We start from the raw sequence: 23,204 nt of genomic DNA, 5'->3' as shown, positions 1-23,204 counted from the left end.
CGCAGGCCAGGCACACCCGTCGCTCCTCATGCGTCCCGGATGCCCCGCCCGGAGGGGTTCCCGGTGACGGCTGCATATCCGGGACGCGAGACGCTTCCCCCACGCACTCTTCGAACCTGAGGGTGCTCCTCGGGTCGAGGCCGTTGCGTACGCTCAGGTTCGTCGCAGAACCGTCAAAGTACGCGCGAACTTCTAAAGAGCGGCCTCGATGGCCTCGTTGGTGTAGTAGAGGCTCTTCTCCAGCGGATGGAGGACGGTCTGGACCTTGTAGGTGGCGTCTCCGATGCACCACAGCGCGCGGCCCTTGTCCTGCATCGCCCACCCCGAGACGAGGTCCTGGGCGATCGGGCCGAAGCCGAGCATCGAGTCCAGCTCGCGGGCGACACGTGGCTTCTGGCCGCCGAGGATCTTGATGTCGGCCAGCTCGAGCAGGTCCTTGGCGATCATCACGGCCTGAGAGTCGGCGTCTCCGACGGAGAGCAGGTCGGACGGCTTGTGCAGGTTGGCGAACTGGATGTCGCCGCCCTTGCCTGCCATGCCTCGGGACAGGCGCAGGTCGGCGTCGAAGCTCATCACCGCGGAGACGCCGAGGCGCATCTGCTTCCAGACCTCGTCGCGCACCACGATGCGCAGGTCGCCGGGCTCGGCGATCTCCCGCAGCCCGCGACCCCACGAGTTCATGCACAGCAGCGCGATGCCCACCGCCTCGTCGCCGAGGCCGTCCAGCCGGGAGAGACTGAACGACTGGATCGGGGCGCGCCAGTGGACCTCAATGTTGGTGAAGTCGTCGAACAGGCCGGCGAGGGTGCCGGTGACCAGCTCGCCGAGCGCGTTGCGCAACAGCCGGGTCTCATCGAGGAACTGGCGGGTGCTCCCGTACTCGCACGCCCGTACGAGCGCGTCGCTGGGGTTGCGCAGAAGGTCCCACAGCCGCGGGATGGTGGTCTCTTGCAGGACGCTGTTGCCGGCGGCGTAGCCGGTAAGGATTGCCAGCGCGTTGCGCACGACATCGCTCTGGTCGGGGCCGAACGGCACCCGGCGCTCGTCGTCGATCTTCATGCTGCCGACCAGGCCGCGGACTAAGACCAGCCATCGCTTGAAGATGATCGTCGTGCGTCGTCGAGTCTCCTCGGCCGAGAGGTTCGCCCACCCGTGACCGAGCGGCCCCATCGCCAGCGGGTTGATCCGGGCAGGCAGCCCGGGCCCGATGACGAAGGGCTCGACACCAAGCGCGCGGCACAGCGATTCGTACTCGTCCTTGGGGTCGCCTAGGACCAGGGTGCGGTAGCCGAACGGCATCATCCGGGTGCAGAAGGCCTTGGTGGTGCCGGACTTGCCGGTACCGGGCTTGGCAAACTGGAAGATGTTGGGGTTGGTCGCCGGCACGTCGTCGCGCAGAACCCAGCCGAACGGGTCGCAGTAGAAGCTGCCGCCGGAGAGTTGGTCGACGCCCATTTGCGCGCCGGTCGGGGGCAGAGCCGGCGCGGACACGAACGGCCAGAACACCGGCGCCTGGTCGCTGGTCATCCGCCAGGCCTGGACCGGGGCAGTGGCTGGTGCCCAGCCACTGCCTCGACGGGCTGCACCGCGTCGCGGGGCGTACTTGAAGATCCGGGGCTCCTTGGTCTCCGGGGCGAGCGTCGGCTTCGTCGGCAGGTCGTGGCCGAAGTCGGACAGCAAGGCCGTCATGTCCCTGCCCGACCTGGCATCGCCGCGGGCGCGGCGGGTGGCGGTGGACATCAGGCGTCTCCCCTGCGGGTCAGGCTCATCCCGACGGGGATGGTCGAGGCGGCGAAGCCGACGTCCTGGGCCAGGTCGAGCCGTAGCGGCGCGAACCCGGCGCGTCGGATCGAGGCGTCCAGTCGGCGTCCGAACTCGGTGATCCGCAGCGTCTTGGGGACGGTCACGGTGCACACCGCGTAGGGGCGCGTCAGTGCGCTGCCGCGGGCGAGCTTGGCGTCCAGGCCGCGGGCCTTGTGGGCCTCGTCGCGCTGCTTGGCACGGGTCTTGCGCCCGAGCCTCTCGTTCATCCCTTCAGCCAGGTCCGCAGCCCACTCCGCGTTGCCCGACTGCCGGTCGGCCTTGGATTGAGACAGGACCGGGAAGGCGACGACGAACGAGCGCCGCTCACCGGACTCGCTCGGGGTGAGGATCGGTGCCAGAGCCCCCATCGCCACGCCACGGCTCGGGAGCCTGACGGTGGCGCTGATCGAGTTCCACGCGTCGTGACTGTAGTGCCGCACCGTCGCGTCGGCGCCCGACGGCCCAGCCAGCGCCCACGGCACATCAGCGTTGACGCTCGGGTCCTGCTCCCGCATCGCGAGGGCCTCCACGATGCCGGCCCGATCGCCCGGGGCGAACCCGGTCCGCGAGGACAAGGCGAGTTCCGGCGAGGTGAGCCAGCGGACCGACGTCATCCCCATCGGGCCCCGCAGCTGGGCCTCGATCTCGGCCATCAGCAGGTAGAGCTCGCGGCAGCGGCCCTCGAAGCCGCCACCGGACTCCTTGGCCGAGCGGGCGATCCGGGTCTCCGGGACCACGATCGTCACGAACTGCTCGGTGCGGACCGACGCGTCAGTGAGACCGACCGCGAGATCGCGGTTGATGACCTCCGACAGGTGTGGGGCGTTGTCACGGCGATGCTTGTCGACCCACAGGTCGCGCTCGGCGCCGTCCTCGGGGACGGTGCGGACCAGGAACAGGATCTCGTCGACCTTCTCGGTGCGGCCGGCAACGTCGAGCAACCCGGCCAACGCGTCGCCGTAGCGGGCACGCTCCGCAGAGTCCTTCATCCCGATGCCGGGGTGGACGATAGAGGCGGTAACCGCCCAGGTCTTCGTGGCGTCGTCATGGACTACTGCGACCCGCTGAAGCTGCGAGCCGTGTGGTGGGCCGTCGTGAATCCTGATTCCCTGCAGCGCCCCGGGCAGGTCGGGAGTGTCGAGGTCCTCAAGGCGACCCTCGGATGCCCTGGCACGGAACGATGCCCAACCCAGCAGCGCGCCGAGGGCGTACATGGTGGAGGCGAACGCCCACCCGGTGGCCGAGCGGCCACGGACAGGGATGACCGTAATGGCCAGCAGGAACAGCCAGACCAGCGCCAACAGGAGCGCCGAGAGCCACGCGCCGCGGCTCATCGCCCAGAACGCCGGCAGGCTGGCCAGCGCCAGGAACATCAGGTGGGCCCCGGAGAGGCCGAAGAACCAGCCGATGCGGTCGCGCTGGTAGTCGGCGTAGATGGTCATCGTCGGCTTCCTTCCGGATCACTGGAGGTCGATCGGGACTGAGAGCAGGTCGCGCGGCCCATCGGCTATACCGCCACCGGGGGGACCGCCCCACCCGCTGCGCCGCCGCCGCCGGCCGCTCCCCCGCTGCCTGCGGCCGGGGACTTGGGAGCCGCTGCGACACCGCCGCCCTTTTGTCCGCCATGGCTGCCACCCGAGTCACCACCGGTAGGCAGCATCGGCGGAGTCGGCGGCGTCGAGTCGTCGTCGCCGCCGTGCTGCCCGCCCAGACCTGCACCGCTGCTCTGGTCGCCCGACTGCCCACCGGGCTGTCGTCCGCCCGCGCCGCTGAAGTCGGGACCATAGGTGCTGTGCCCGACGCCGGCCTGGTTGGCCTCGTCCGTCATCAGCGAGGTGACCTTCGCCCCGGCGCCGCTCATCATCCCGAGCCCGGCAGCAAACGCCTGGCCCGCATTGCCGAAGCTGCCCAGAGCGCCCTGCGTAGCCTTGCTGAACCGGTCACCGGTCGCGGCCTCGGCGCCCTGCTCACCCGACGAGCGGCCGTTGCCGTCAGTGGTGGATGCGGCCGAGGAGCCGCCGCCCGGGCCTGCGCCGCTGAGCAGGCCCTGCAGGCCCCCCTGGATGGCCATCCCTTGACGGAACGACGCGCCGCTGGGTGTGCCGGGGTCGACGAAGGCGAGGAGCTTGAACAGCGACAGCGGCGCAACGACGCTGACCAGGATCGTCATCACCGCCGGCAGCGCGGTGCCGAACGCCCTCGCGCTGTCGTCCGCGAGGTGAGCAGCGACTCCGTTGGCGAACTGCACACCGATGCCCAGCACCATCACCATCAGCACTGGTGTGAACGCCGCCGCGTGGAACCAGCGCAGCGACTTCCAGAACCATGAGCGGCTGAACTCCGAGACCAGCCCGGCCGCCGCGAGCGGCCCGGTGGCAGTCAGCACCAGCAGCGACGCCGCCCGCGCCAGATAGACCAGCACGTGTCCGATCGCGGCCAGCCACAAGAAGATCCCCAGGAACGCCAACGCGGTGGCCACCCCGGCATCGGTGATGGCGTCGACACCGAGCCCGCCCAAGGGATCCCACTCGGGCCAGGTCTGCACCTTGAGCAACGACTTCATCAGCGCCTTGGTGATGGCCTCGCAGGCCGCGACGACCAGGACGCAGTAGCCGAACCAGCAGGCGCACACCACGACGAACTGGCCAGCGCCGATGAACGCCCGCGCCAGGCCTTTGCCCTCACGCTGAAACGCCGCAGCACCGAGCTGGATCATCGCCAAGATGACCACCAAGGCGAGCGCGAGCCAGACGGTGAAGGCGTAGACGTCCTTGCCGGGCCCATCGGCACGCAGGTCAGGGGTCAAGAACAACTCGCTGAACGTGAGCACGATGCGCAGCACGAACAGGCCCGAGTTCCAGACAGCGAGCATCGCCGCGGTCCAGGCGTCGGCCGCCGCCTTGGCGATGACGTCGCCGAGGGCCGCGAACGGGTTGGGGATGTCACCGAGCCCCGGGATGCCGTCGCCGAAGAGGGCCCCCATATCCGGAAGACCGGGGACACCGGGCAACCCCGGGACACCGGGGAGGCTGCGCGCCGGGAGTCCGCCGCGGCAGATCGCGTCGAGGATGCCGCAGCCATCCGGGGACAGGCCGCCAGCGTCGTCGAGCACGTCACCGGCGCCGTTGAGCAGGCGCCCGGCACCGTCCGTGACAGCGTCGGCCGCGTCCTGACCGCACGTGCTCGGGCTCTTGGCGCAGTCAACGGCGTCGCTGCCTAGGTCGCACAGCACGTCGGGGCCGGGGCATCCCATCGTGGTGATACGGGCCGGCAGGGGGGCGGCGGTCCCGACCGCGGCGACCCGAACAGCAGCCGCGCTTGACGGCTGGATCGTCGCGGCCGGGCCAAGGAGCATGGTCAGGAGCAGGATCGCGATGCCGAACCTGGCCGTCCGGCTAAGGAGGACTGCGCCGGTGCTCACTGGGGTGCTCCGCTGATCCGAACCCACCCGGCCTGCTCAAACTCCGCGGTCCCCGGCGCGGCCGCCTCGGGCTGCCCCTCCGCGACGAGGTGCGCGATGTCCTCGCTGCTGCCCCGGGCCAGACGCCAGTCGCTCACGCCGTCGACCTCAAGCCACCGGAGGAGCTGGGTGCCTGCGTAGAGGACGTCGCTGACCGTGCCGTTGGCGGTGGTGAGGGTGACGTAGCTGAGCAGGTTCACCGCGTAGTAGCCGGTGTCGACCTCCTCGAGGGTGTAGGCAATCGGCGTCACGGCATATGACGCTGGCGGGGGGACGTCCCCCTCTTTCGGGACGCCGGCCTGCTGGCGACGCAGGGCGACGGCGTCACGGGCGCGCTGCTCGAAGACGGCCTCGTCCGCAGGGTCGGCGTACAGGCCGGCGACGGCGACGGCCTGGTCATAGTCGAACCCGACCTGCGCCTTGGCGACCTCGACCTGCAACGCGACCGCGCCCAGATCGGTCTGCGGGAACCGGGTCGGGTACCCGCCAACCTCGCTATTGCCTGTCGGGATCACGACGTCGTTCGCGGGCATGGTCTCCGGGGCGACCCGGTCGATCGAGTCGCTCTGCCTCTGCTGCCCGGGCTGACTTGAGAAGACCCCAGAGGCGTTGTCGGCACCGCCGGCGTCGTCGACCCGGCCGCGCGCTCCGAGCCAGACTGCGGTGGACACCAGGGCCGCGATCGCCACCAGGACGCCCACGCGCAGCACGATGGGGCGCGACTCCCCCATCGAGTTGTCGGTCCGAGTGCTCATCTCAGTGCTCCCTCTCCCTGTCGCCGGGGTCAGTAGGTTCGGTGGAGCGGTCGGCGGACCAGGTGCGCCAACCGGCCTCGTGCGCCAGCTGGGTCCCGGGCCAGGTCGCGGGGGCGGGTGCCGGCGGGACACCCGGGGCCACCATCCAGCGGCCGCCGACCCACTGCATGCGCTCACAGTGCGCGAAGGCGATCTGCGCCTCGGACTTGTAGGTGGCGCTGACCCTCATCAGCACGCACACCGTCGCCCAGTCGGGACCGTCGGTGCCCTTCACCAGCGCGGCTGCCGGCTTCAAAGACACTGAGGAGCTGGGGTCCTTGACCTCGCCCATCCCGGTGCTGGAGAGAAACGCACGGACGCTGGTGGTGATCCACCACTCCTCCGCACGCACCCCACCGGGCAAGGCCCAGGCGTTGTAGACCTCCTCGGCGGTGTCCAGGCTCATCGCCTGCAGCACCGCGAGATCGATCTGGGCGAGCTGCCCGATCGCGCCCTCCGGGGTGTGCGGGAACCCGGTCAGCACGAACGCGGGGCCTGTGACTCCGGTCCCGGGCGGCACATAGATCTCCGGCGGCTCGGCGCTGGTGGTCTCCGCTGGGAAGGCCGCGCGGTCGGGGACAGTCAGCATCGGCTTGGCCGCGATCTCGTCTCGATGGGCCTCACCCCTCGCCTCCGTCGAACCCGCGCTCTCGCCAGTGGCCGCGACGTGCGCGCTGGTCTCGTCGCCGACGCCGTTGATCGCCAGGAGCACCCCGTACGCGAGGCCGCCCAGCAGGAGCGCAGCCACGGCAACAGCGGCGGCCACGATGCCGAGCAGCCGGCGCCGGCTCCACCCGCTGAAGCCTTCGGGTCTCTTCGTGGCAGCGCGGCGCATCAGATGCAGCCCTTGCCGAGGATCCCGGTGAGCATGCCGGGCAGCACCAGGTAGGCGACCGCGCAGGCGAACACGACCACCACTGAGATCACGCCGACCTTGGAGGCATGCGGCAGCGAGAACACCCGGCCGGCGATGATCGCGCCGATCGAGACGAGGATCCCGAAGCCGAACAGCAAGATCACACCCCACAGGACGTAGCTGGTGACCTCGTTGGTGGGCCCCACCGCACCAGGGGGAGCTTTGGGACAGACCTTGGCGACTATCGGGAGGAAGGCGGTCATGACGTCCATGGATGGACTTCCTTTCGAGCTCCTGAGCTGCGTGATTCAGGTGCTGTCGCTGGCGTGTCGGTGGACAGGCGTGCGGGCTCGAGCAGGTGACGCACGGCCGAGATCAGGGGGGCCGGAACCGATCGGGAGTCCAGGCCCCTGACCGCTAGCACACGGTCAACGGGTATCTCCACGCACCGGCCCGCGACCAGGGCCCGCCGAACGGCGGGTCCGCCGTCGTGCGCGAGGCCACGGGGCCATTTCCTGCGGCGGGGCCCGCGGACGGCCAGCGTGATCTGCTCGGGCTGCCAGTGGCTGGACAGGAGGCCCATCGCGATCCCGGCGCGGCGCATCCCCGGGACGGTCGCCATGGTGACCAGGACGAGCTGGTCGGCGCCGCGGACGGCTTCGGCGAGCCAGCAGTCGGTGGTCAGGAGCTGGCCCAGCTCCCAGCCGATGTCGAGGATCGTCAGCTGGAGTTCGGCGGGCGCCTCGGTGGGCAGCGGGACCTCGGCGACACCGGCGAGGACCTTGCTGGCCCGCTCGATCAGGACGTGGTCGCGCTTGCCCTGCCGCCAGCCGCTCGGGTGAAGCCCGAGCTCGGCGGTGCTCGCTGCGGCGAGGCCGGAGCTGGCGACCGAGCAGCACTCGACGACTCGGACCGGGGCGGCTGCCGCGAGGCCGGTGGCCAGGGCGACAGTGCTCGCGCCGACCGAGCCTGCCGACCCGATCACGGCGATGGTGTGCTCGCCGTGAGCCGGTGCCCAGCCATCCTCGGCGGCGGCGAAGCGGCCGCGCAGGTTCCTGCGGTCCCTAGGGTCGCGGCCAAGACCGGTACGAAACTCGCCAGCATTCAGCGCGTGCCAGGCTCGCTTGAGCTCGTCCACGTCGACCGGGCGGCTCGGGGTCCGGGTACTCACTGAGCCTCCCCTAGGGTGTCGCGGCGGAACTCGAGTGCCGTACGGACCTCGGCTGGGCTCAGGGTCGCCAGCTGTGCCTTCGCGGCCTGAACTTCATGCAGCAGGGCGAGACAGCCGGTCAACTGCTCGATCGCCTCGATCTCGCTGCCGGCGATCGCGAACAGCTTGGCGACCTGCGCCGGCGTACGCGTCTCGCCGTCCTGGGGATCCGTCATGGACCTCACCACCTCCCGTCGCCTATGTCTCGCGAGGTGGCAGGAGCGATCACGTCCGAGCCCATCCACCATGGCCGAACTTCCTGGGGGCGGCCTCGGCGAGGGCACGCACACTGCGCGAGCCGTGGCGGCGGACGGTCGCTTCCGAGACTCCTACGCGGGGCGCGACCCGGCTGGACACCTCGTTGCTGAGCAGGCCGCCGTACCCGCGCGCCAGTCGCCGCGTCTTGACCCGGTCGGCCTCCTCGACCAGGCACAGCAGCAGGTACCGGTCGGCCGGGCTGATGATCTGGTGCTCACAGGCCCACGCCAGCAGTTCCAGGAGCTCCTCGGTGGCCGACGGCTCCTCCTGCTCAGGTCCGGCGTCGACGAGGATCTCGCCGCGATCCGACAGCGCACCGACCCGCTCGGACCGCACCTCGCTCGAGTAGCCGGCACCGACGTCTGCACCCGGCAGACCCCCCGAATCGAAGGACTCCACGAGAGTGGTGTTGGCCCAGGTGCGGTCCGCGCGGGAGACACAGAAGAAGTCGCCGACCTCTCGGAGGACACCGACTCGGGTGTTCATCAAGATGTTGGCAGCGACCTTGCCGAGCCGACGCCACTTGAACGTACGGACCTCGATCCACAACTGTGAGGCCACCAGCTCATCAATCCGCTCGACCGCCGACCAAGTGCCCGCCACGACCGGCTGGCTGTCACGGAACACCTCGCGCGGCGGGAGGCTGCTCAGCCAGCCCGCGAGCCGGCAGGCGCCAGGCAGCAGGCACTTGGCGAGAGCTGCCGCGGCCGCCATGTCGTCGCCGCCGTCAGGGGCTGCCAGCATGGCCAGCGCCAGGAGCACCTGATCCGAGGTCTCGTGGTCCACCATCGGCAGCCAGGAGCGGAGGTCATCGAAGTTGTCGACCACGCCGAGCCGCGGATCCGCGGCCACCCAGGCCGGCCACTTCTGGCGGGCCTGGTCGAGCATTTCGCTGTCCTCTTCGAGACCGAGCTGATCGCCCACGCTCATCTCGTTCACCCCTTTCGTCCGCATCCGAGTACGGCAAAAGGTCGCGGCCGAGCGTCCCCGCATCCGTCCCCCACACCACAGATTTCGTGGGGGGACGGAGAGGAGGGACACGTGTTTGCCCAGGTCAAAGGGCGTCCCCCCGAAAATTGGGGAAGTCCCCGACGGTCCCCTTGTCTGGCCCTCCCACGCCCTCTTAAGGGGTCAGGTGTGGCGGGCAGAGCCCCGATTGGGGCACCGTCGTCACCGCTCCGCCGACGCGGGAACTCGGGGCGCGCACCTAGTCAGACCCGACATGGACGAGATCGTCAACGAAACCCTCAAGACGCTCCTGGGCAACGTCCCGGCATGACCCGCAACATCTCAGCCCCAGCAATTGCCCTCACGCTCGCGCTGACTCTCACCGCCTGCGGAGGGGCGGAGGACACGAGCAGCGAGACCGCTCAGAATCAAGCGACCGGGAGCGAAGAGAGCGGCGAGCCCGAAGCTGCCTCCAAACCTGGCGACGGAGACCGGACCGAAGACCTGCAAAGCGCAGCCAGCGGCGATCCCTCGTCGACGAACATCGTCAGTGCAACGGAGACGGAGCGCGGTCGAATCGCGGGACCAGTGCTCGGAACTCTTCGAGGCTACTCATCGACTTCTGAGCGGACCAACTAGTTTCCGGACCCTCGGGACGCACGAGCGGCTTCAGTCCACGAGAGGAAAAGGCCGGAGGCTCCTTGGTCCGCCCAAGACCGTGTCTCGGACCATCTCCACCCCACCCGCGCGCCCGATCCGTCGCGCAGTCTCGTTCGCCTGCGCGATGGCTATGAGGCCCCTACAGTCGGCAGCAGAACTCCTCGACGATAGGAATCCGCTCATGCGTATCCGAGCAACGCTCGCGGCCCTCTGCCTGCTCACGGCACCGCTGGCCGTCGCGGCCACCGCAGCACCGGCCCAGGCCGCACCAAGATTCTCGAGTTGCGACCAGTTGACCCGCGTCTTCCCCAATGGCGTCGCAAAAAGCAAAGCCGCCGCACAGAAGCAGGTACGCAACGGCAACAGCCGACCGGCCTTTGGCAAGCGCGCCAAAGCGGTGTACCGGACCAACAAGTCCAACCTTGACCGCGACAAGGACGGCACCGCCTGCGAGAACTGACGGGCGGCTCAGCGTCCCAGCTGGGCACGAGTCACCTACTTACAGGTAGGCACCAGCGGATGCACGCGTTGCGATGAGCGGATGGCTCGTTGGGGCCGGTACGCGTCCTACCTCCGGCCCTGGATGGTCACGACCGGGGTGTCGCAGGGCGACAAGTCGTAGGTGTCGTAGACGAGGTATCGCTGGCCTGGCGGCTGGATCCCGACGATCTCGCGGACGTGCTGTGTGGCCGCCTCGAGCTCGACCCACGAGATCGATACGAGTTCGTCCCACTCCTCCGGCGTCATGACGATCTCCACCACGGTCGAGCTCCCGTCAGCCTGTTGAGTCGTGACCACCAGGCCGCATGGAACGCGCTCCTCCACCATCCCGAGCGAGCCCAGTACGTCCACCAGCTCGGTCCACCACAGATCCGGCTCGACGCTCATGGCCTGATGATGCACGAGCTGCCTGCCGGAGTGATACCCGCATCTCGGTCTGAGCGGACGCCGGCCGTGCTAGCCCTGAGGGCCTCAAAGCCGCGACCGAGCCTCGGCCAACAGACGGGGTGGGCCGGCCTCCCCGATCCTCAGCCCTGCACCCTGACGGGTGACGTTGGCCGCGATATCGAACTGCTTGAAGATTTTTCCCGATTCCCTCAAGTAGCCCTCATCAGCTGCCGATAAGTTACTCGAGACCCCCGAAATCGGCGCGGCTCGACTCAGGCATCGGCGCCACCAGTCGACACCACGCCCGCCGAGACCTCGACCGTCTGGTCTCCCTTGGTCAGAGCACGAGATACCGACGACGCGCCGACCCCCAGGACCTTCGCAATGTGCGCCAGGCTCTGGCCCTGATCCCGCATCCGCACCGCGGCCTCGACACGCTCCGGGCTCATCACGCTTGGCCGGCCACCCACACGCCCCTCAGCTCGAGCATGCGCAAGTCCTCGCCGGGTGTTCTCCCGGATGGTGTCGACACGCAACTGCGCGAACACGGCCACGATCCCGAAGAGGGCACGGCCCATCGGGGTGGTGGTGTCGATGTCGGGCTCGGTGAGGGACTTGATGTTCACGCCGCGCTCGTGGAGCTCATTGATCGTCTCGATCGCCATCGTCGTGGTGCCGGCAAGCCGGTCCAGCGACCGAACGACCAGCGTGTCCCCCGCCCGCATGTACTCCAGGCACGCGAGCCACCGCGGACGGTCCCGCAGCCGGCTCGACTCCCCATGGTCGACGAACACCCGAACCGCACCAGCAGCGGCCAGCTCGCGCTCCTGTGCCGCAGGATCCTGCTCGCGGGTCGAGACCCGCGCGTACCCGACAGTGCCCACCACTCCCCCAACCTCGTTGATCGTCCCGAAAACGGTACCGCCGTGGTTCCGGTGCAAATCGGTTTCGGTTGTGAGTTTCGGTTGTGGCCTTGGCCGTTATGTGGCGGGGTTCTGTCGCCGCTTCGTGAGTTCCCTGATGATCGGGCGAATCGTCCCGTGGGTCGATCCCCAACTGACACAGCCTCGTTCGCACGCTTAGCGACTCCGGGCTGCGTAAAACCACTTCAGTCCTCGCTGTATAGTTCAGCGCATGCTGACCATTGCTTCTCGCCTGGACGTGATGAACCGGTTGGGCCGCGCGCTGGCCGACCCGACCAGGTCCCGGATCATCCTGACGCTGCTCGACCGGCCGGCCTACCCGGCAGAGCTGGCCCGCGATCTGGACCTCACACGCTCCAACGTGTCCAATCATCTGGCGTGCCTGCGCGACTGCGGCATCGTTGCTGCCGAACCCGAGGGCCGCAAGACGCGCTACGAGATCGCCGATCCCCACCTGACGCAGGCGCTGACCGCCCTGGTTGTCGTCACCCTCGCGGTTGACGAGAACGCCCCGTGCATCGATCCTGCCTGCTCGGTGCACGGATGCGACGCAGCAGAGGCGGGCGCGTGATCCTGGCTGCGGTCCTGCAGGCAATCGGCCTGTTCATCGCGACCAACATCGACGACATCATCGTGCTCTCCTTGTTCTTCGCCCGCGGCGCGGGCCAACGCGGGACGACCACCCGCATCTTGGTCGGCCAGTACGTGGGGTTCGCCTGCATCCTCGGTGCCGCTGTGCTGGTGACTATCGGAGCCGGAGCATTCCTGCCCTCAGCAGCTATCCCGTACTTCGGGCTCATCCCCCTGGCCCTCGGTCTCTGGGCTGCATGGCAAGCCTGGCGCGGAGACGATGACGACGATGACGCCAAGGTCACGGGCACGAAGGTCAGCGCGTGGACCGTCGCAGGAGTCACCTTCGCCAACGGCGGAGACAACATCGGCGTCTATGTCCCCGTCTTCCTCAGCGTGGAACCCATCGCAGTGGTCGCCTACTGCCTCGTCTTCCTCGCGCTCGTCGCGGTCCTGGTCGTAGTCGCCAAGTTCGTTGCCACCCGGCCGCCGATCGCTGAAGTCCTCGAGCGCTGGGAACACATCCTGTTCCCCATCGTCCTGATCGGCCTCGGCATCGTCATCCTCGTCAGCGGAGGAGCGTTCGGTCTCTGACGGAGCCAAAGCGAACGAGAGAGGTCGCCAGGCTCGACGCTCCGGTATAGGGATCCCTGTGCGGGTTCATGCTGCGCAGCAGGAGAGTTTGGTGATGTCGGTGGTGAAGGTTTGGGCGGTGAGTTTGAGGCCTTCGGCCATGGTCAGGTAGGGGCTCCAGAGGTTGGCGACCTGGTCGGTGGTCATGCCGGCCTCGAGGATGTAGACGCCGGCGGCGGCGAGGTCACCGGCGTCCTGGGCGAGGGCGGTGATGCCGATGATGCGGCCAGTGTCGGCGTCGGTGACGATCTTGATGAGCCCGCGGGTGTCACGGTTGACGATGGCGCGCGGGACGTGCGCCAGGGGCAGGACGCGGCTGTCGCAGCGGATCCCGGCAGTGCGGGCCTGCTGGTCGGTCATTCCGACGGAGGCCAGGGCGGGGCTGGTGAACACGACCCGGGGCAGGTGGCGGTAGTCGACCTCCCGGCCGGCTCCGGTGAGGGCGTTGTCGGCGACCAGGGCGCCGTGGGCCGCGGCGACGTACACGAACTGCGGGTGGGCGGTGACGTCACCCGCGGCCCAGATCCGCGGGTTCGTGGTGCGCAGGTGGCTGTCGATGATGACCTCGCCGCGCTTGCCGGCGCGCACGCCGATGGTGTCGAGGCCGAGCGTGCCGGTGACCGGGCGGCGGCCGGTGGCAACGAGGAGCTCGGCCGCGCGGAGCTCGTGTGAGCCGTCGGCGGTGGTGGCGGTGACCGTGACCTCGCCGGTGGCCGGGTCGCGGCGCACCGCGGTGGGCACCGCGCCGCGGATGATCTCGATGCCTTCGTCGGCGAGGATTTCTTCCAGGGCGGTGGCGGCCTCGGGTTCCTCGTGGGAGGCCAGCCGTGAGCGGACGAGCATGGTGACCTGGGCACCGAGGCGGGAGAAGAGTTGGGCCTGCTCCATGGCGACGTAGCCGCCGCCGATGACCAGCAGCGACTCCGGGACGTGGTCCAGCTCCATCGCGGTCGTCGAGGTCAGATAACCGGCCTCCTGCAGGCCGGGGACCGGCGGCGCCCAGGGCGTGGAGCCGGTAGCGATGAGGTGGTGCGCGGCCCGGACGGTTTCCGCCGTGCCGTCCGGGCCGGTCACGCGGAGTGCCGGCTCAGTCGGTGTGCCGACGAAGGTGGCCTCGCCGGGGTGGAGGGCCCACCCGTACTCGGCGGCCAGGGCCGCGTACTTCTCGCTGCGCAGCGATCCGACGAGCTTGTCCTTGCCGGCGACCATGGCGGGCATGTCGACCGGTGGGGCGTCGGGGAGTGGCAGACCGGGGAACCGGGCGGCGTCGAGTGTGACGTGGCGGGCCTCGGCGGCCGCGAGCAGGGCTTTGGAGGGCACACACCCGGTGTTCACGCAGGTACCGCCGATGGTGCCGCGCTCGATCATCACCACCCGCTTGCCCAGGGTGGTGGCGCGGATCGCGGCCGCGAACGCCGCCCCACCGGACCCGATCACTGCCAGGTCATACGACCTGCCCTTGTCCGTTGCCGTCATAAGTCCTCCCTTGTTGCCGCGCCTCAGGACCAGGATCGACCTTCCAGTGCACTGGAAGGTCAAGGCAGAATGAGTGGCATGCGGATCGGTGAGGTGGCTCAGGCGTCGGGCACGACAGCTAAGACCCTGCGGTACTACGAGGACGTCGGACTCCTCCCCGACCCCGACCGCAGCCCGGCGGGGTACCGGGACTACGGCCCCGAGGTGCTCGACCGGCTGCACTTCATCCGCCGGGGCCAAGCCGCCGGGCTGACCCTGGCCCAGATCGGCCAGGTGCTGGCCATCCGAGACCGGGGCCAGGCCCCCTGCCAGCACGTCACCGACCTGCTCGACACCCGCCTCGCGGTCATCGACCGGCAGCTCGCCGAGCTCGCGCAGCTACGCACCACGATCGCCATCCTGCGCGAGCACGCCACCACCGGCGACCCGGCCACATGCTCCCCCGAGGACGTCTGCCGCTACCTGTGACCCGCGAAGGTCACCGGCCCGTGGCACCATCGCGACATGGCCGATGACACCCAGCAACGATGCTCGTGCTGCGGCCGCCAGCGGCCACGAAGGTCGCTCCACGCACTCGGGAGCGAACCGGCCTACATCTGCCGAAGGTGCGCGCTCTGGGTCGCCCTTCGCATCGCTCGCGACTGAACGACTCCGCCCGCAACGCGGGCACGCCGCCGGCCGCGGCGAACATCGTCGGATGGTGCGCGAAGGAACCAAAGGGCGCGAATGACGACCAATCATCACGCCGCCAGCGCGATCGCGGGCGCCCGTTGCCGCACTCCTCATCCGACGGTCTGAGCTCCACCGCCTGGCAGCGGTCCGAAGCCTGGAGAGGGCATCGGAGCCGGACGGGACCCCCTAACGCTCAGTGGTCCGCCCTCGCAGCGGTTGCGGTCGGTCCAGTTGTCCGTCCCGTAGGAGGAACCCGTTGCGGAGGCGGTGCAGGTCATCGGCGGAAACCCACGCCCGAATGTTCGCAAGACCGCCCGAGAAGGGTTGTCCGGTGACGGTGCGTCATATGGGACGGCCTGTCGTCCCGTAAACGAACGATTCCGCTACAGCCGCGACGAGGGATCGTCGCCCTCTTCAGGATGCTTGACGCTTCGCGGTTCTCGGCCGATGCCGTCTGTAGCGAAACTCAGTGCCGGATTCTATGGCTCGATACTTCCCGTGCTGGATGAGTATCGCTACAGTCAGCATCATGGGGCATCTGCTGGGTTATGCGCGTGTGTCGACGACTGATCAGGACGCTGCGCTGCAGATCGATGCGCTGACTGCGGCCGGGTGTTATCGGGTCTTCGTCGACACGATCTCTGGCTCCCTGGATCACCGGCCCGAGCTGGAGAAGCTGATGGACCAGCTGCGCCCGGGGGACACGCTGGTGGTGTGGCGGCTGGACCGGTTGGGTCGCTCGATCAGGCATCTCATCGACCAGCTGCAGGTCCTGTCCGAGCAGGGCGTGGGGTTCCGCTCCTTGCAGGAGACGATCGACACGACCTCCTCGGGCGGGCGGCTGGTGTTCCACGTCTTCGCCGCGCTGGCCGAGTTCGAGCGTGACCTGATCCGTGAGCGCACCAACGCAGGACTGGCCGCTGCCCGGGCCCGTGGCCGCAAAGGCGGGCGACCGCCCGCACTGTCGCCGGACCAGGTCAAGGCGGCGCGTCGGATGTATCAGCAGAAGGAGATGACGGTGGCGCAGATCGGTGCGGTCTTGGGCGTCAGCCGCGCCACCATCTACCGCGTGCTCAACCGCCAAAGTGTCCCAGTGGTCGAACCACGACAGTCGAGAAGCGCCGTGTAGGTCATGGACGCGGCCGGGCGCTGGGAGATCCTCAGGCTTCACGTCGAGGACCAGATCTCGCTCGCCGCCCTGGCCCGTGACACCGGGATCGGGCTGCGCACGCTGGAGCGGTGGCACGCCCGCTACCGCACCGAGGGATACGCAAGCCTCGATAGGCGGCAGCGTGCTGATGCCGGCAGCCGCCGCCTGCCCGCCGAGCTCGTGTCGTTGGTCGAAGGGCTGGCGTTGAGGAAGCCTCGGCCGGCGATCATCACCATCCACCGCAAGGTCAGCACCATCTGCGAGGAGCAGGGATGGCCCGTGCCCTCTTATGGCGTCGTGCGCGCGATCATCGCCGACCTCGATCCGGGCATGGTCACCCTGGCCCTGGAAGGGCCGACGTCCTACCGAGACAAGTACGAGATCGCGCTGCGCCGACAGGCCGAGCGGCCGAACGCGATGTGGCAGGCCGATCACACCCTGCTCGATGTCCTCGTGGTGGGCACCGACGGCAAGCCCGCCCGGCCGTGGCTGACGACGATCATCGATGACTGCTCGCGCGCTATCTGCGGCTACACCGTGTTCCTCGGTGCGCCCTCGGCGATGAACACCGCGCTGGCGCTGCGCCAGGCGATCTGGCACAAGACCGACCTCGCCTGGCCGATGTGCGGCCTGCCCGATGTGCTCTACGTCGATCACGGCAGCGACTTCATCAGCAACCAACTCACCGGCACAGCCGTGGACTTGCATATCCGGCTCATCCACTCTGCCGTCGCGCGCCCGCAGGGTCGCGGCAAGGTGGAGAGGTTCTTCGGGACCGTGAACACCGAGCTGCTGGCTGGTCTACCTGGGTACATCGCCGAGGGTCACCCATGGCCAACGCCGAAGCTGTCCCTGGCTGAACTTGACGCTGCGCTGGAAGAGTTCGTAATCACCTACAACGACCGAGCTCACAGCGAACTCGGCACCTCCCCGCGCGCTGCGTGGATCGCTGAGGGCTGGCTGCCGCGAATGCCCGAGAGCCTGGAAGACCTCGACGGGCTCCTGCTCACCGTCGCCCAGACCAGGGTCGTGCGCCGCGATGGCATCCACTTCCAGGGCCTGCGCTACATCTCGCCCACCTTGGCCGGCTATGTCGGCCGGTCGGTGGTGATCCGCTACGACCCCAGGGACATCACCGAGGTCCGCGTGTTCGACCACGAGGAGTTCGTCTGCAAGGCCATCAACCAAGACCACCACGACCAGAAGGTCAGTCTCAAGGAGGTCCAGGCAGCCCGCAACGCCCGTCGCCGGGCGTTGCGGGAGGGCATCAACGAGCGGATCGCCGTCGTGGCCACCCACACCACCGAAACGCCACCAGCGACCCAGGCGCCGCCATCGGCGACACGGCGGAACTTGAAGGTCTACAGAGAGGACCTGAGGTGAGTCAGCGCTTCATCGTGACCAAAGAACACCGCCGCTTCACCGAGTTCGCCGACGCCGTGCGACGCGGGCACACCATCGGCCTGTGCTTCGGACCAGCCGGCGTGGGCAAGACGCTCTCGGCGCGCCGCTACGCCCGCTGGGACAAGGTCCACGACCTGCTGACCTACTGGGGACCGCGCTCCGACAGTGACGCGCAGGTCTACGCTGCGCTGGCCAAGAGCCGCACCGTGCTCTACACCCCCAGCGTGCTGACCACCCCACGAGCCTTGAAGGACGAACTCGACCAGGTCATCACCCGCACCAACATCTGCATCGAGCAGCACCTCGCGCCGGCCGGGCAGGTCACGCCAGAGACGCGCGGGTGGCGCCACAGCAGGAACTACGTGGAGCTGGTCATCGTCGATGAGTCCGAACGCCTCCGCCCCACCGCACTGGAACTGCTGCGAGACCGCTACGACCGCGACAACATCGCCCTCATCCTGATCGGCATGCCCGGTCTGGAGAAGCAGTTCAGCCACTACCCCCAGTTCTACAGCCGCGTCGGCTTCGCCCACCAGTACCGGCCCCTGGGCAAAGAGGAACTGCTCTTCGTCCTGCAACGGCATTGGCGCGCCCTCGCCAAGACCCTCGACCCAGAGGACTTCACCGACGCCCAAGCCATCGCCGCCATCGCCCGGATCACCCGAGGTAACTTCCGACTCCTGGAACGACTCTTCCCCCAGATCGAGCGCGTCCTGAAGATCAACGAACTCCACACCATCACCAACGACGTCATCGAAGCCGCCGCCAGCACCCTTGTCATCGGCGTCAGCTGACTGGCCGCCACACACCACCGATAGAACCCCGCCACTTATCGGCACACGCCACAGGTTGACGCGCTCGGGCGTATCGGACCGGGTCGTCGACCAGGCCAACGAGCCAACCGAAAACGATCGGATACGCGTCGTTGTGGACATCCCACAACCCGCTAGCCCCGACCCCGGACTGTCACCGCTGGCGATGAGATTGAGGGCTGGTCACCCGTCCGTGGCACAAACTTCCTGCACCTCAGGCGCGTCGCCACAAAGCGCGAGAGTCCAACCCAGCTCGAGTGTGTACTTCCGCCCATCCGCGGAGTAATCGATGAACTGCTTGTCCATCCGTGCGCCCTCGGGTCCCGCGGTAACCGCGATGAGCAGTTCGGTGAATCCTCGGCCGTCGGCCTTGCAGGACCGGCGCACGTCATGACCGACGATCGCGCTGGTGAAGGTGCCCCCGAGCTTTGCCCTCGCATATGGCTCGTCGAACGACGGAGGGCTTCCCAGCGCTCCCATCAGTGCCGAGTTGTCCCCATCGTCTGTCGGCAACGCTCGAAAATGAGGCCGATCCGACGCTCGAAAACGAGGCCACCGGTTCGTCGGTTTCTAGTCTGCCGTGTCTTGGGTTCTGATGCTGGGCAGGGTGTCGATCCCGCGGTTGCGTAGCCGGTAGCTGGCGCCCTTCAGGGTGAGGACGTCGGCGTGGTGCACGACGCGGTCGATCATGGCTGCTGCGACTGCTTGGTCGCCGAAGACGTCTCCCCAGCCGCTGAAGGGCAGGTTGGATGTGAGGATCAGGGAGGCGTGTTCGTAGCGCGATGAGACGAGCTGGAAGAACAGGTTCGCGGCGTCTTGCTCGAAGGGCAGGTAGCCGACCTCGTCGACGATGATCAGCCCGTAGCGCCGCAGGCGGGCGAGCTCGTTGGGGAGCTTGCCGACGCGGTGGGCATCGGTGAGCCGGGTGACCCACTCGGTCGCGGTGGCGAACAGGACTCGGTGGCCGTGGTTGGCCGCGGCGATGCCGAGTCCGGTGGCCAGGTGGGATTTGCCGGTGCCGGGCGGGCCGAGCAGCACGACGTTGCGTGCCTCGGTGAGGAACCCGCCGGATGCGAGTGCGGCGATCTGCTGACGCACCGCTGGCTGGGCGTCCCAGTCGAACTCCTCGAGGCTCTTGCGGGCCGCGAACCCGGCCGCGCGGATCCGCGCTTGGGCCCCTGATGCGTTGCGTGCGGCGACCTCTCGGTCCAGGACCGCGGCGAGGTACTCCTCGTGGGTCCAGCCGGCGTCGCGGGCGTGGTCAGCCAGGCGGGCAGCGGACTCGGTGATCCTCGGCGCCTTGAGCGCCCCGGCCAGGTAGGTCAGGTGCTTGAGTGCCTGGGACGCGTCGCTCTTGGTCTTCGACGAGTTGCTGGTCATCAGGCCACCTCGCCGTCGGTGATCGTGGCGGTGACGGGGTTCTCGCTGGTGTCGATGAGGCCGAAGGCGCGGTCGTAGTCGGCCAGGTCCCGCACGAGGCCCTCGTGGGGATCGGTGGCGGGCTGGGGTCGCTGGTAGCGCTCGCGCAGCGCTTTGGCTGCTGCGACATGGGCTGGGTCGGTGATGGTCATGCCGCGTGCCCAGACCCGGGCGTGGGCCGCGACAAGTCGTCCCTCGTGGCGTACTTCGACGCGGGACAGGTCCGCGGTGACGTCGACGAACCGGCCGATCACCGAGGGATCGACGGAGTAGTCGTTGCTGTCGAGGCGCACGTAGTAGTCGCGTCCCAACCGGACCCTGTTGACCCACCCCACCATGGGCGCGACCGGTGGCAGGGCCAGCATCGCGGCACGGTCAGCATCGAGCCGGTCCACGGGTCGGGCCTTGATGGTGCGAACGCTGCGGGCGTTGGCCTTGGTCAGCCAGTCACCGAGTTGGGCGTTGAAGTCGGCCGGTGACTCGAAGGTCCGTCCGGGCATGAAGGACGTCTCGAGGAAGCCGTTGCGCCGCTCGACGATGCCCTTGGACTCGGGGTCGTAGGGCTTGAGGCGTTGCAGCGTAGTGGCCAGGGTCCCCGCGAACGCGCCGACGCCTTCGGCGTGGCGCTTGCCGCGGCCGATGCCGGACTCGTTGTGCCAGATCAGCCGACGTGGGACACGCCCCAGCTGCTGGAGCAGCTCCCACATCCCCAACAGTAGGTCCGTGGTGTGGCGGGTCGGGATCATCCGGGCGAGCATGAACCGCGAGTGCGCACAGGTGATCACCAACACCGGCAGCAGCGTCGTCGTGGCGTCCTCGAGGGGGATCTTCTTGGGCGGGAACCACAGGTCGCACTGCGCCGCATCACCGGGCAACCACGTCAGCCGATCGGCGGGATCGACCAGCCGATGCTCAGGACGCAGTCGCCGGACGTTGTCGCGGAACCACGTGATCGATCCCGTCCACCCGACGCGCTCAGCGATCACCGTGGCCGGCATGTCCGGCGTGGCGATCAGCAGCTGCCGCACGAGCGGCTCGAACGGCGTGAACGACGTCGGCGCTGCTGGGCGCTCGTACTTCGGTGGCCGGTCCGAGGCCAACGCCCGCTCGACTGTTGACCTACCGATCCCCAGATCCCGCGCGACCTGACGCTGCGAGACACCGTCCGCGACCAGCCGCCGAATCAAAGCCCAATCTTCCACTGAGATCACCCATCCAATCTGTCTGGGTGGCCTCGTTTTCGACCGTCGCTATGGCCTCGTTTTCAAGCGTCGTCGACAATCGTCATCCGCGACCTCCCTGAGGAAGTACTCCACGCGGTCAGCCGGGGCCTCAGCTGAGACTCGCACACCCTCAAGCTCAACTCTCTCGCTGCCAGTGCGGCACAGAACAAGCGACCCAAACGTTGCAGTCCATTGAACTATCCCCGCCGGGAGCGGCGCAGCGGTACTTCCAGAGCCCATCGACGCGGAGAGCGGGCCATCCCCCTCATCGTGGGTGGTCCTGGCCAGCGTGGTGCTCGCATCGTCAGGCTTGGAGACCTGCCAAGAGACAACTGAGCGAAACGACTACCGGGGCAGTTCCATAGCCCCCGACGACGCTGCATCGTCTGACAGCCACCACTCATAGGGACACTCTCCCAGACCGGCCCGGGCAAGGATCCTGAGCCTGCAGCAATGTGAACGAGGGCTTCGCACGGGTTGTGATCGGGCGAGTCACGCCCGACGATCCGACGACTCAACGTCGACGCCGCGCGAGCAGCTTTCGACAGAGCACTCACCACCTGAGAGCCACCCCGACAACCGGATCTGGCTCCCCTCTGTATCAAGGCGCCGCCCCTGTGACGGAACGCCAGTGGTGGCAGACTCGCGACATGGATGACAGAGCCTCGAGTGAGCCGCTCTTGGGTGGTCGCGGACTCGTGATGATCGATGACTTCTGTCGCGCCACAGGGTTGGATCGAGCGACGGTTGAAGAGCTGGTGAGAGAAGCCAAGGTTGAGGGCGCGTTTCATCGCGATGGTCGGGTCGCCGGCCTGTTCGACGACGTGCTGCCGACCGCAGAGCAGCTAGGTGGCTGGGATCTGACGGTGCGAGGTGACTACGACCCCGAGGACTTGCGCTCCTACGTGGGCGACAGCGACGACACCTTCGACGCCGAAGTGCCGGCAAGTTCGGGTTCATCGTGGACGATGCGCTGGGACGACGGTTCCTGAGGCATCAGATCTGAGCATGCCCGCTGTCTCACGACACCTTCGGAAGCGGCAGGCCTAAGGTGGTCGAGGGCAGGTCCGGGAAGTGACTTGTCCGAAGTGCACCCTGGCCCCCGATCACCTATCCCTGGCTGCACCCTCCCCACTGCCTATCGGAAACAACAGAGCCCTGAGAACCGCTGAACACCTCCCCTAGCCAGCTCACCCACGACATCCGCGAACCCACTCATCTGCCGATGAGCGCTTGTTGATCCGGGACGTCAGACGCCGCCACCGATCTCTAGCTGAACCACCAAAGGGAAACGCCGCCCGCCACGGCGGCAACAGCCGCAAGTCTCGCTCGGTGCCGGGTGAGACCCTCCCAAAGGGAGGGGTGTCGGTCGTCGACGTCAGGCGCGAGCCGCGCCACCGGAAGGCCGAGGACAGCCACCGAGAGGTCACCCTCGGTTCGAGATTCCAGCGCCCGACCGATGCGCTGGTCCAACTCGCCAAGTGTCAGGCGCCCCTCGACGTAACTCGCCTCAAGTTGCTTCACCACCACGTCACGGTCGGCGTCGCTGACCAGCCTGCCTAGACTGTCGGCGGTTCGCGAGCTCCAGCCACCCTGAACAGACACGGTCTCTCCCGATTCGCCGGTAGTCGCCTTTCGTCCCACCCTCACGGGGCGAGGACCTCCGCGGCCAGAGTATGCGTACTCGACCCTGCCGAATGGGATGACACTGCGGCACGGAGGTCGTACATCATGAGGCCATGAGCGTCGACCCGGACCGGTGGTGGACCGAACTGGTGGACGTACTGGGCTCGCTGGGGATGGTCGAGGAGCGCGCTCCGTACGGCCCTACCTGCGGACATGGATGGTCATGACCGGGGTGTCGCAGGGCGACAAGTCGTAGGTGTCGTAGACGAGGTATCGCTGGCCTGGCGGCTGGATCCAGACGAGCTCGCGTACGTGCTGAGTGGCCGCCTCGAGCTCCCCCCACGGGATCGACACGAGTTCGTCCCACTCCTCCGGCGTGATGACGATTTCCACCACGGACGAGCTTCCGTCAGCGTGTT

At 68.2% G+C, this 23,204-nt stretch carries 24 protein-coding genes; 8 read left to right on the top strand and 16 right to left on the bottom strand.

Features of this window, described 5'->3' with window-relative positions; genetic code table 11:
* Positions 1-192: 192 nt before the first annotated feature.
* The 9 genes from ACYU7L_RS12040 to ACYU7L_RS12000 all read right to left on the bottom strand — a co-directional run bounded on the left by ACYU7L_RS12040 (position 193) and on the right by ACYU7L_RS12000 (position 9,311).
* Complete coding sequence (locus ACYU7L_RS12040; protein WP_460796826.1) at positions 193-1,740, bottom strand: ATP-binding protein; 1,548 nt, start codon at positions 1,738-1,740, stop codon at positions 193-195.
* Entirely contained in the window at positions 1,740-3,245 is a 1,506-nt protein-coding gene (locus ACYU7L_RS12035) for an SCO6880 family protein (RefSeq protein WP_460796823.1), read from the bottom strand. Before ACYU7L_RS12035 ends, ACYU7L_RS12040 begins: the two co-directional genes overlap by 1 nt.
* A 65-nt stretch (positions 3,246-3,310) precedes the next feature.
* Entirely contained in the window at positions 3,311-5,224 is a 1,914-nt protein-coding gene (locus ACYU7L_RS12030; protein WP_460796821.1) for a type IV secretion system protein, read from the bottom strand.
* The gene (locus ACYU7L_RS12025; RefSeq protein ID WP_460796819.1) at positions 5,221-6,018 is read right to left on the bottom strand and encodes a hypothetical protein; all 798 of its coding nucleotides are present in this window, start codon (positions 6,016-6,018) and stop codon (positions 5,221-5,223) included. Before ACYU7L_RS12025 ends, ACYU7L_RS12030 begins: the two co-directional genes overlap by 4 nt.
* 1 nt (position 6,019) lies before the next feature.
* Complete coding sequence (locus ACYU7L_RS12020) at positions 6,020-6,892, bottom strand: hypothetical protein (protein WP_460796816.1); 873 nt, start codon at positions 6,890-6,892, stop codon at positions 6,020-6,022.
* Complete coding sequence (locus ACYU7L_RS12015) at positions 6,892-7,185, bottom strand: hypothetical protein (RefSeq protein WP_460796814.1); 294 nt, start codon at positions 7,183-7,185, stop codon at positions 6,892-6,894. Before ACYU7L_RS12015 ends, ACYU7L_RS12020 begins: the two co-directional genes overlap by 1 nt.
* On the bottom strand, positions 7,173-8,084 hold the full coding sequence (locus ACYU7L_RS12010; RefSeq protein ID WP_460796811.1) for a hypothetical protein: 912 nt from the start codon (positions 8,082-8,084) through the stop codon (positions 7,173-7,175). Before ACYU7L_RS12010 ends, ACYU7L_RS12015 begins: the two co-directional genes overlap by 13 nt.
* Positions 8,081-8,299 carry a hypothetical protein gene (locus ACYU7L_RS12005; protein WP_460796808.1) on the bottom strand — a complete coding sequence of 73 codons (219 nt, stop codon included), beginning with the start codon at positions 8,297-8,299 and terminating at the stop codon, positions 8,081-8,083. The genes ACYU7L_RS12010 and ACYU7L_RS12005 overlap by 4 nt, the downstream gene beginning before the upstream one ends.
* Before the next feature lie 49 nt (positions 8,300-8,348).
* A complete protein-coding gene (locus ACYU7L_RS12000) occupies positions 8,349-9,311 on the bottom strand; it encodes a hypothetical protein (protein ID WP_460796806.1) in 963 nt (320 codons plus the stop codon).
* A gap of 859 nt (positions 9,312-10,170) precedes the next feature.
* Here ACYU7L_RS12000 and ACYU7L_RS11995 point away from each other — a divergent pair.
* On the top strand, positions 10,171-10,449 hold the full coding sequence (locus tag ACYU7L_RS11995; RefSeq protein ID WP_460796804.1) for an excalibur calcium-binding domain-containing protein: 279 nt from the start codon (positions 10,171-10,173) through the stop codon (positions 10,447-10,449).
* A 107-nt stretch (positions 10,450-10,556) separates the two neighbouring features.
* Here the strand turns inward: ACYU7L_RS11995 and ACYU7L_RS11990 are convergent, their stop codons facing one another.
* A complete protein-coding gene (locus tag ACYU7L_RS11990; RefSeq protein WP_460796802.1) occupies positions 10,557-10,877 on the bottom strand; it encodes a hypothetical protein in 321 nt (106 codons plus the stop codon).
* Between the two features lie 272 nt (positions 10,878-11,149).
* Positions 11,150-11,764 carry a recombinase family protein gene (locus tag ACYU7L_RS11985; protein WP_460796800.1) on the bottom strand — a complete coding sequence of 205 codons (615 nt, stop codon included), beginning with the start codon at positions 11,762-11,764 and terminating at the stop codon, positions 11,150-11,152.
* 247 nt (positions 11,765-12,011) lie between these two features.
* On the opposite strand from ACYU7L_RS11985, the gene cmtR reads away from it, so the two are divergent.
* Positions 12,012-12,371, top strand: a complete 360-nt coding sequence (gene cmtR, locus ACYU7L_RS11980; RefSeq protein ID WP_460796798.1) for a Cd(II)/Pb(II)-sensing metalloregulatory transcriptional regulator CmtR — start codon at positions 12,012-12,014, stop codon at positions 12,369-12,371.
* The gene (locus tag ACYU7L_RS11975; protein ID WP_030153505.1) at positions 12,368-12,964 is read left to right on the top strand and encodes a cadmium resistance transporter; all 597 of its coding nucleotides are present in this window, start codon (positions 12,368-12,370) and stop codon (positions 12,962-12,964) included. The genes cmtR and ACYU7L_RS11975 overlap by 4 nt, the downstream gene beginning before the upstream one ends.
* 66 nt (positions 12,965-13,030) lie before the next feature.
* Here the strand turns inward: ACYU7L_RS11975 and merA are convergent, their stop codons facing one another.
* The gene (merA, locus tag ACYU7L_RS11970) at positions 13,031-14,479 is read right to left on the bottom strand and encodes a mercury(II) reductase (protein WP_030153508.1); all 1,449 of its coding nucleotides are present in this window, start codon (positions 14,477-14,479) and stop codon (positions 13,031-13,033) included.
* 78 nt (positions 14,480-14,557) lie between these two features.
* On the opposite strand from merA, the gene ACYU7L_RS11965 reads away from it, so the two are divergent.
* From ACYU7L_RS11965 to ACYU7L_RS11950, 4 genes are all read left to right on the top strand, one after another.
* Positions 14,558-14,947, top strand: coding sequence for a heavy metal-responsive transcriptional regulator (locus ACYU7L_RS11965; RefSeq protein WP_028708020.1), 390 nt, complete (start codon positions 14,558-14,560; stop codon positions 14,945-14,947).
* Positions 14,948-15,680: 733 nt separating this feature from the next.
* Entirely contained in the window at positions 15,681-16,280 is a 600-nt protein-coding gene (locus ACYU7L_RS11960; RefSeq protein ID WP_036572654.1) for a recombinase family protein, read from the top strand.
* A gap of 3 nt (positions 16,281-16,283) precedes the next feature.
* Positions 16,284-17,684, top strand: a complete 1,401-nt coding sequence (locus ACYU7L_RS11955; protein ID WP_030153513.1) for a Mu transposase C-terminal domain-containing protein — start codon at positions 16,284-16,286, stop codon at positions 17,682-17,684.
* Positions 17,681-18,499, top strand: coding sequence for an AAA family ATPase (locus tag ACYU7L_RS11950; RefSeq protein ID WP_030153515.1), 819 nt, complete (start codon positions 17,681-17,683; stop codon positions 18,497-18,499). The genes ACYU7L_RS11955 and ACYU7L_RS11950 overlap by 4 nt, the downstream gene beginning before the upstream one ends.
* 588 nt (positions 18,500-19,087) lie before the next feature.
* Here ACYU7L_RS11950 and istB read toward each other — a convergent pair.
* Positions 19,088-19,897, bottom strand: coding sequence for an IS21-like element helper ATPase IstB (gene istB / locus ACYU7L_RS11945; protein ID WP_460796796.1), 810 nt, complete (start codon positions 19,895-19,897; stop codon positions 19,088-19,090).
* Positions 19,897-21,147 (bottom strand): IS21 family transposase, encoded by a 1,251-nt coding sequence (gene istA / locus ACYU7L_RS11940; protein WP_460796793.1) that lies wholly within the window; start codon positions 21,145-21,147, stop codon positions 19,897-19,899. Before istA ends, istB begins: the two co-directional genes overlap by 1 nt.
* 662 nt (positions 21,148-21,809) lie before the next feature.
* On the opposite strand from istA, the gene ACYU7L_RS11935 reads away from it, so the two are divergent.
* Positions 21,810-22,151 (top strand): hypothetical protein, encoded by a 342-nt coding sequence (locus ACYU7L_RS11935; RefSeq protein ID WP_460796789.1) that lies wholly within the window; start codon positions 21,810-21,812, stop codon positions 22,149-22,151.
* A gap of 277 nt (positions 22,152-22,428) precedes the next feature.
* Here ACYU7L_RS11935 and ACYU7L_RS11930 read toward each other — a convergent pair whose 3' ends face one another.
* Entirely contained in the window at positions 22,429-22,764 is a 336-nt protein-coding gene (locus tag ACYU7L_RS11930) for a DUF1707 SHOCT-like domain-containing protein (protein WP_460796786.1), read from the bottom strand.
* A 222-nt stretch (positions 22,765-22,986) separates the two neighbouring features.
* On the bottom strand, positions 22,987-23,204 hold a 218-nt coding region (locus ACYU7L_RS11925), incomplete at its 5' end, for a hypothetical protein (RefSeq protein WP_460796784.1).

The organism is Nocardioides pacificus (assembly GCF_054775955.1).
This window is presented reverse-complemented; position numbering and strand designations above follow the sequence as displayed.

Coding starts and splice junctions, on each gene's coding strand:
- ACYU7L_RS12005 (WP_460796808.1), bottom strand. CDS start 8,299: ATGACGGATCCCCAGGACGGCGAGACGCGTACGCCGGCGCAGGTCGCC.
- ACYU7L_RS11955 (WP_030153513.1), top strand. CDS start 16,284: ATGGACGCGGCCGGGCGCTGGGAGATCCTCAGGCTTCACGTCGAGGAC.
- merA (WP_030153508.1), bottom strand. CDS start 14,479: ATGACGGCAACGGACAAGGGCAGGTCGTATGACCTGGCAGTGATCGGG.
- ACYU7L_RS12000 (WP_460796806.1), bottom strand. CDS start 9,311: ATGAGCGTGGGCGATCAGCTCGGTCTCGAAGAGGACAGCGAAATGCTC.
- ACYU7L_RS11935 (WP_460796789.1), top strand. CDS start 21,810: ATGGATGACAGAGCCTCGAGTGAGCCGCTCTTGGGTGGTCGCGGACTC.
- istB (WP_460796796.1), bottom strand. CDS start 19,897: ATGACCAGCAACTCGTCGAAGACCAAGAGCGACGCGTCCCAGGCACTC.
- ACYU7L_RS12040 (WP_460796826.1), bottom strand. CDS start 1,740: ATGTCCACCGCCACCCGCCGCGCCCGCGGCGATGCCAGGTCGGGCAGG.
- ACYU7L_RS12015 (WP_460796814.1), bottom strand. CDS start 7,185: ATGGACGTCATGACCGCCTTCCTCCCGATAGTCGCCAAGGTCTGTCCC.
- ACYU7L_RS12020 (WP_460796816.1), bottom strand. CDS start 6,892: ATGCGCCGCGCTGCCACGAAGAGACCCGAAGGCTTCAGCGGGTGGAGC.
- ACYU7L_RS11990 (WP_460796802.1), bottom strand. CDS start 10,877: ATGAGCGTCGAGCCGGATCTGTGGTGGACCGAGCTGGTGGACGTACTG.
- ACYU7L_RS12025 (WP_460796819.1), bottom strand. CDS start 6,018: ATGAGCACTCGGACCGACAACTCGATGGGGGAGTCGCGCCCCATCGTG.
- cmtR (WP_460796798.1), top strand. CDS start 12,012: ATGCTGACCATTGCTTCTCGCCTGGACGTGATGAACCGGTTGGGCCGC.
- ACYU7L_RS11995 (WP_460796804.1), top strand. CDS start 10,171: ATGCGTATCCGAGCAACGCTCGCGGCCCTCTGCCTGCTCACGGCACCG.
- ACYU7L_RS12035 (WP_460796823.1), bottom strand. CDS start 3,245: ATGACCATCTACGCCGACTACCAGCGCGACCGCATCGGCTGGTTCTTC.
- ACYU7L_RS11960 (WP_036572654.1), top strand. CDS start 15,681: ATGGGGCATCTGCTGGGTTATGCGCGTGTGTCGACGACTGATCAGGAC.
- ACYU7L_RS11965 (WP_028708020.1), top strand. CDS start 14,558: ATGCGGATCGGTGAGGTGGCTCAGGCGTCGGGCACGACAGCTAAGACC.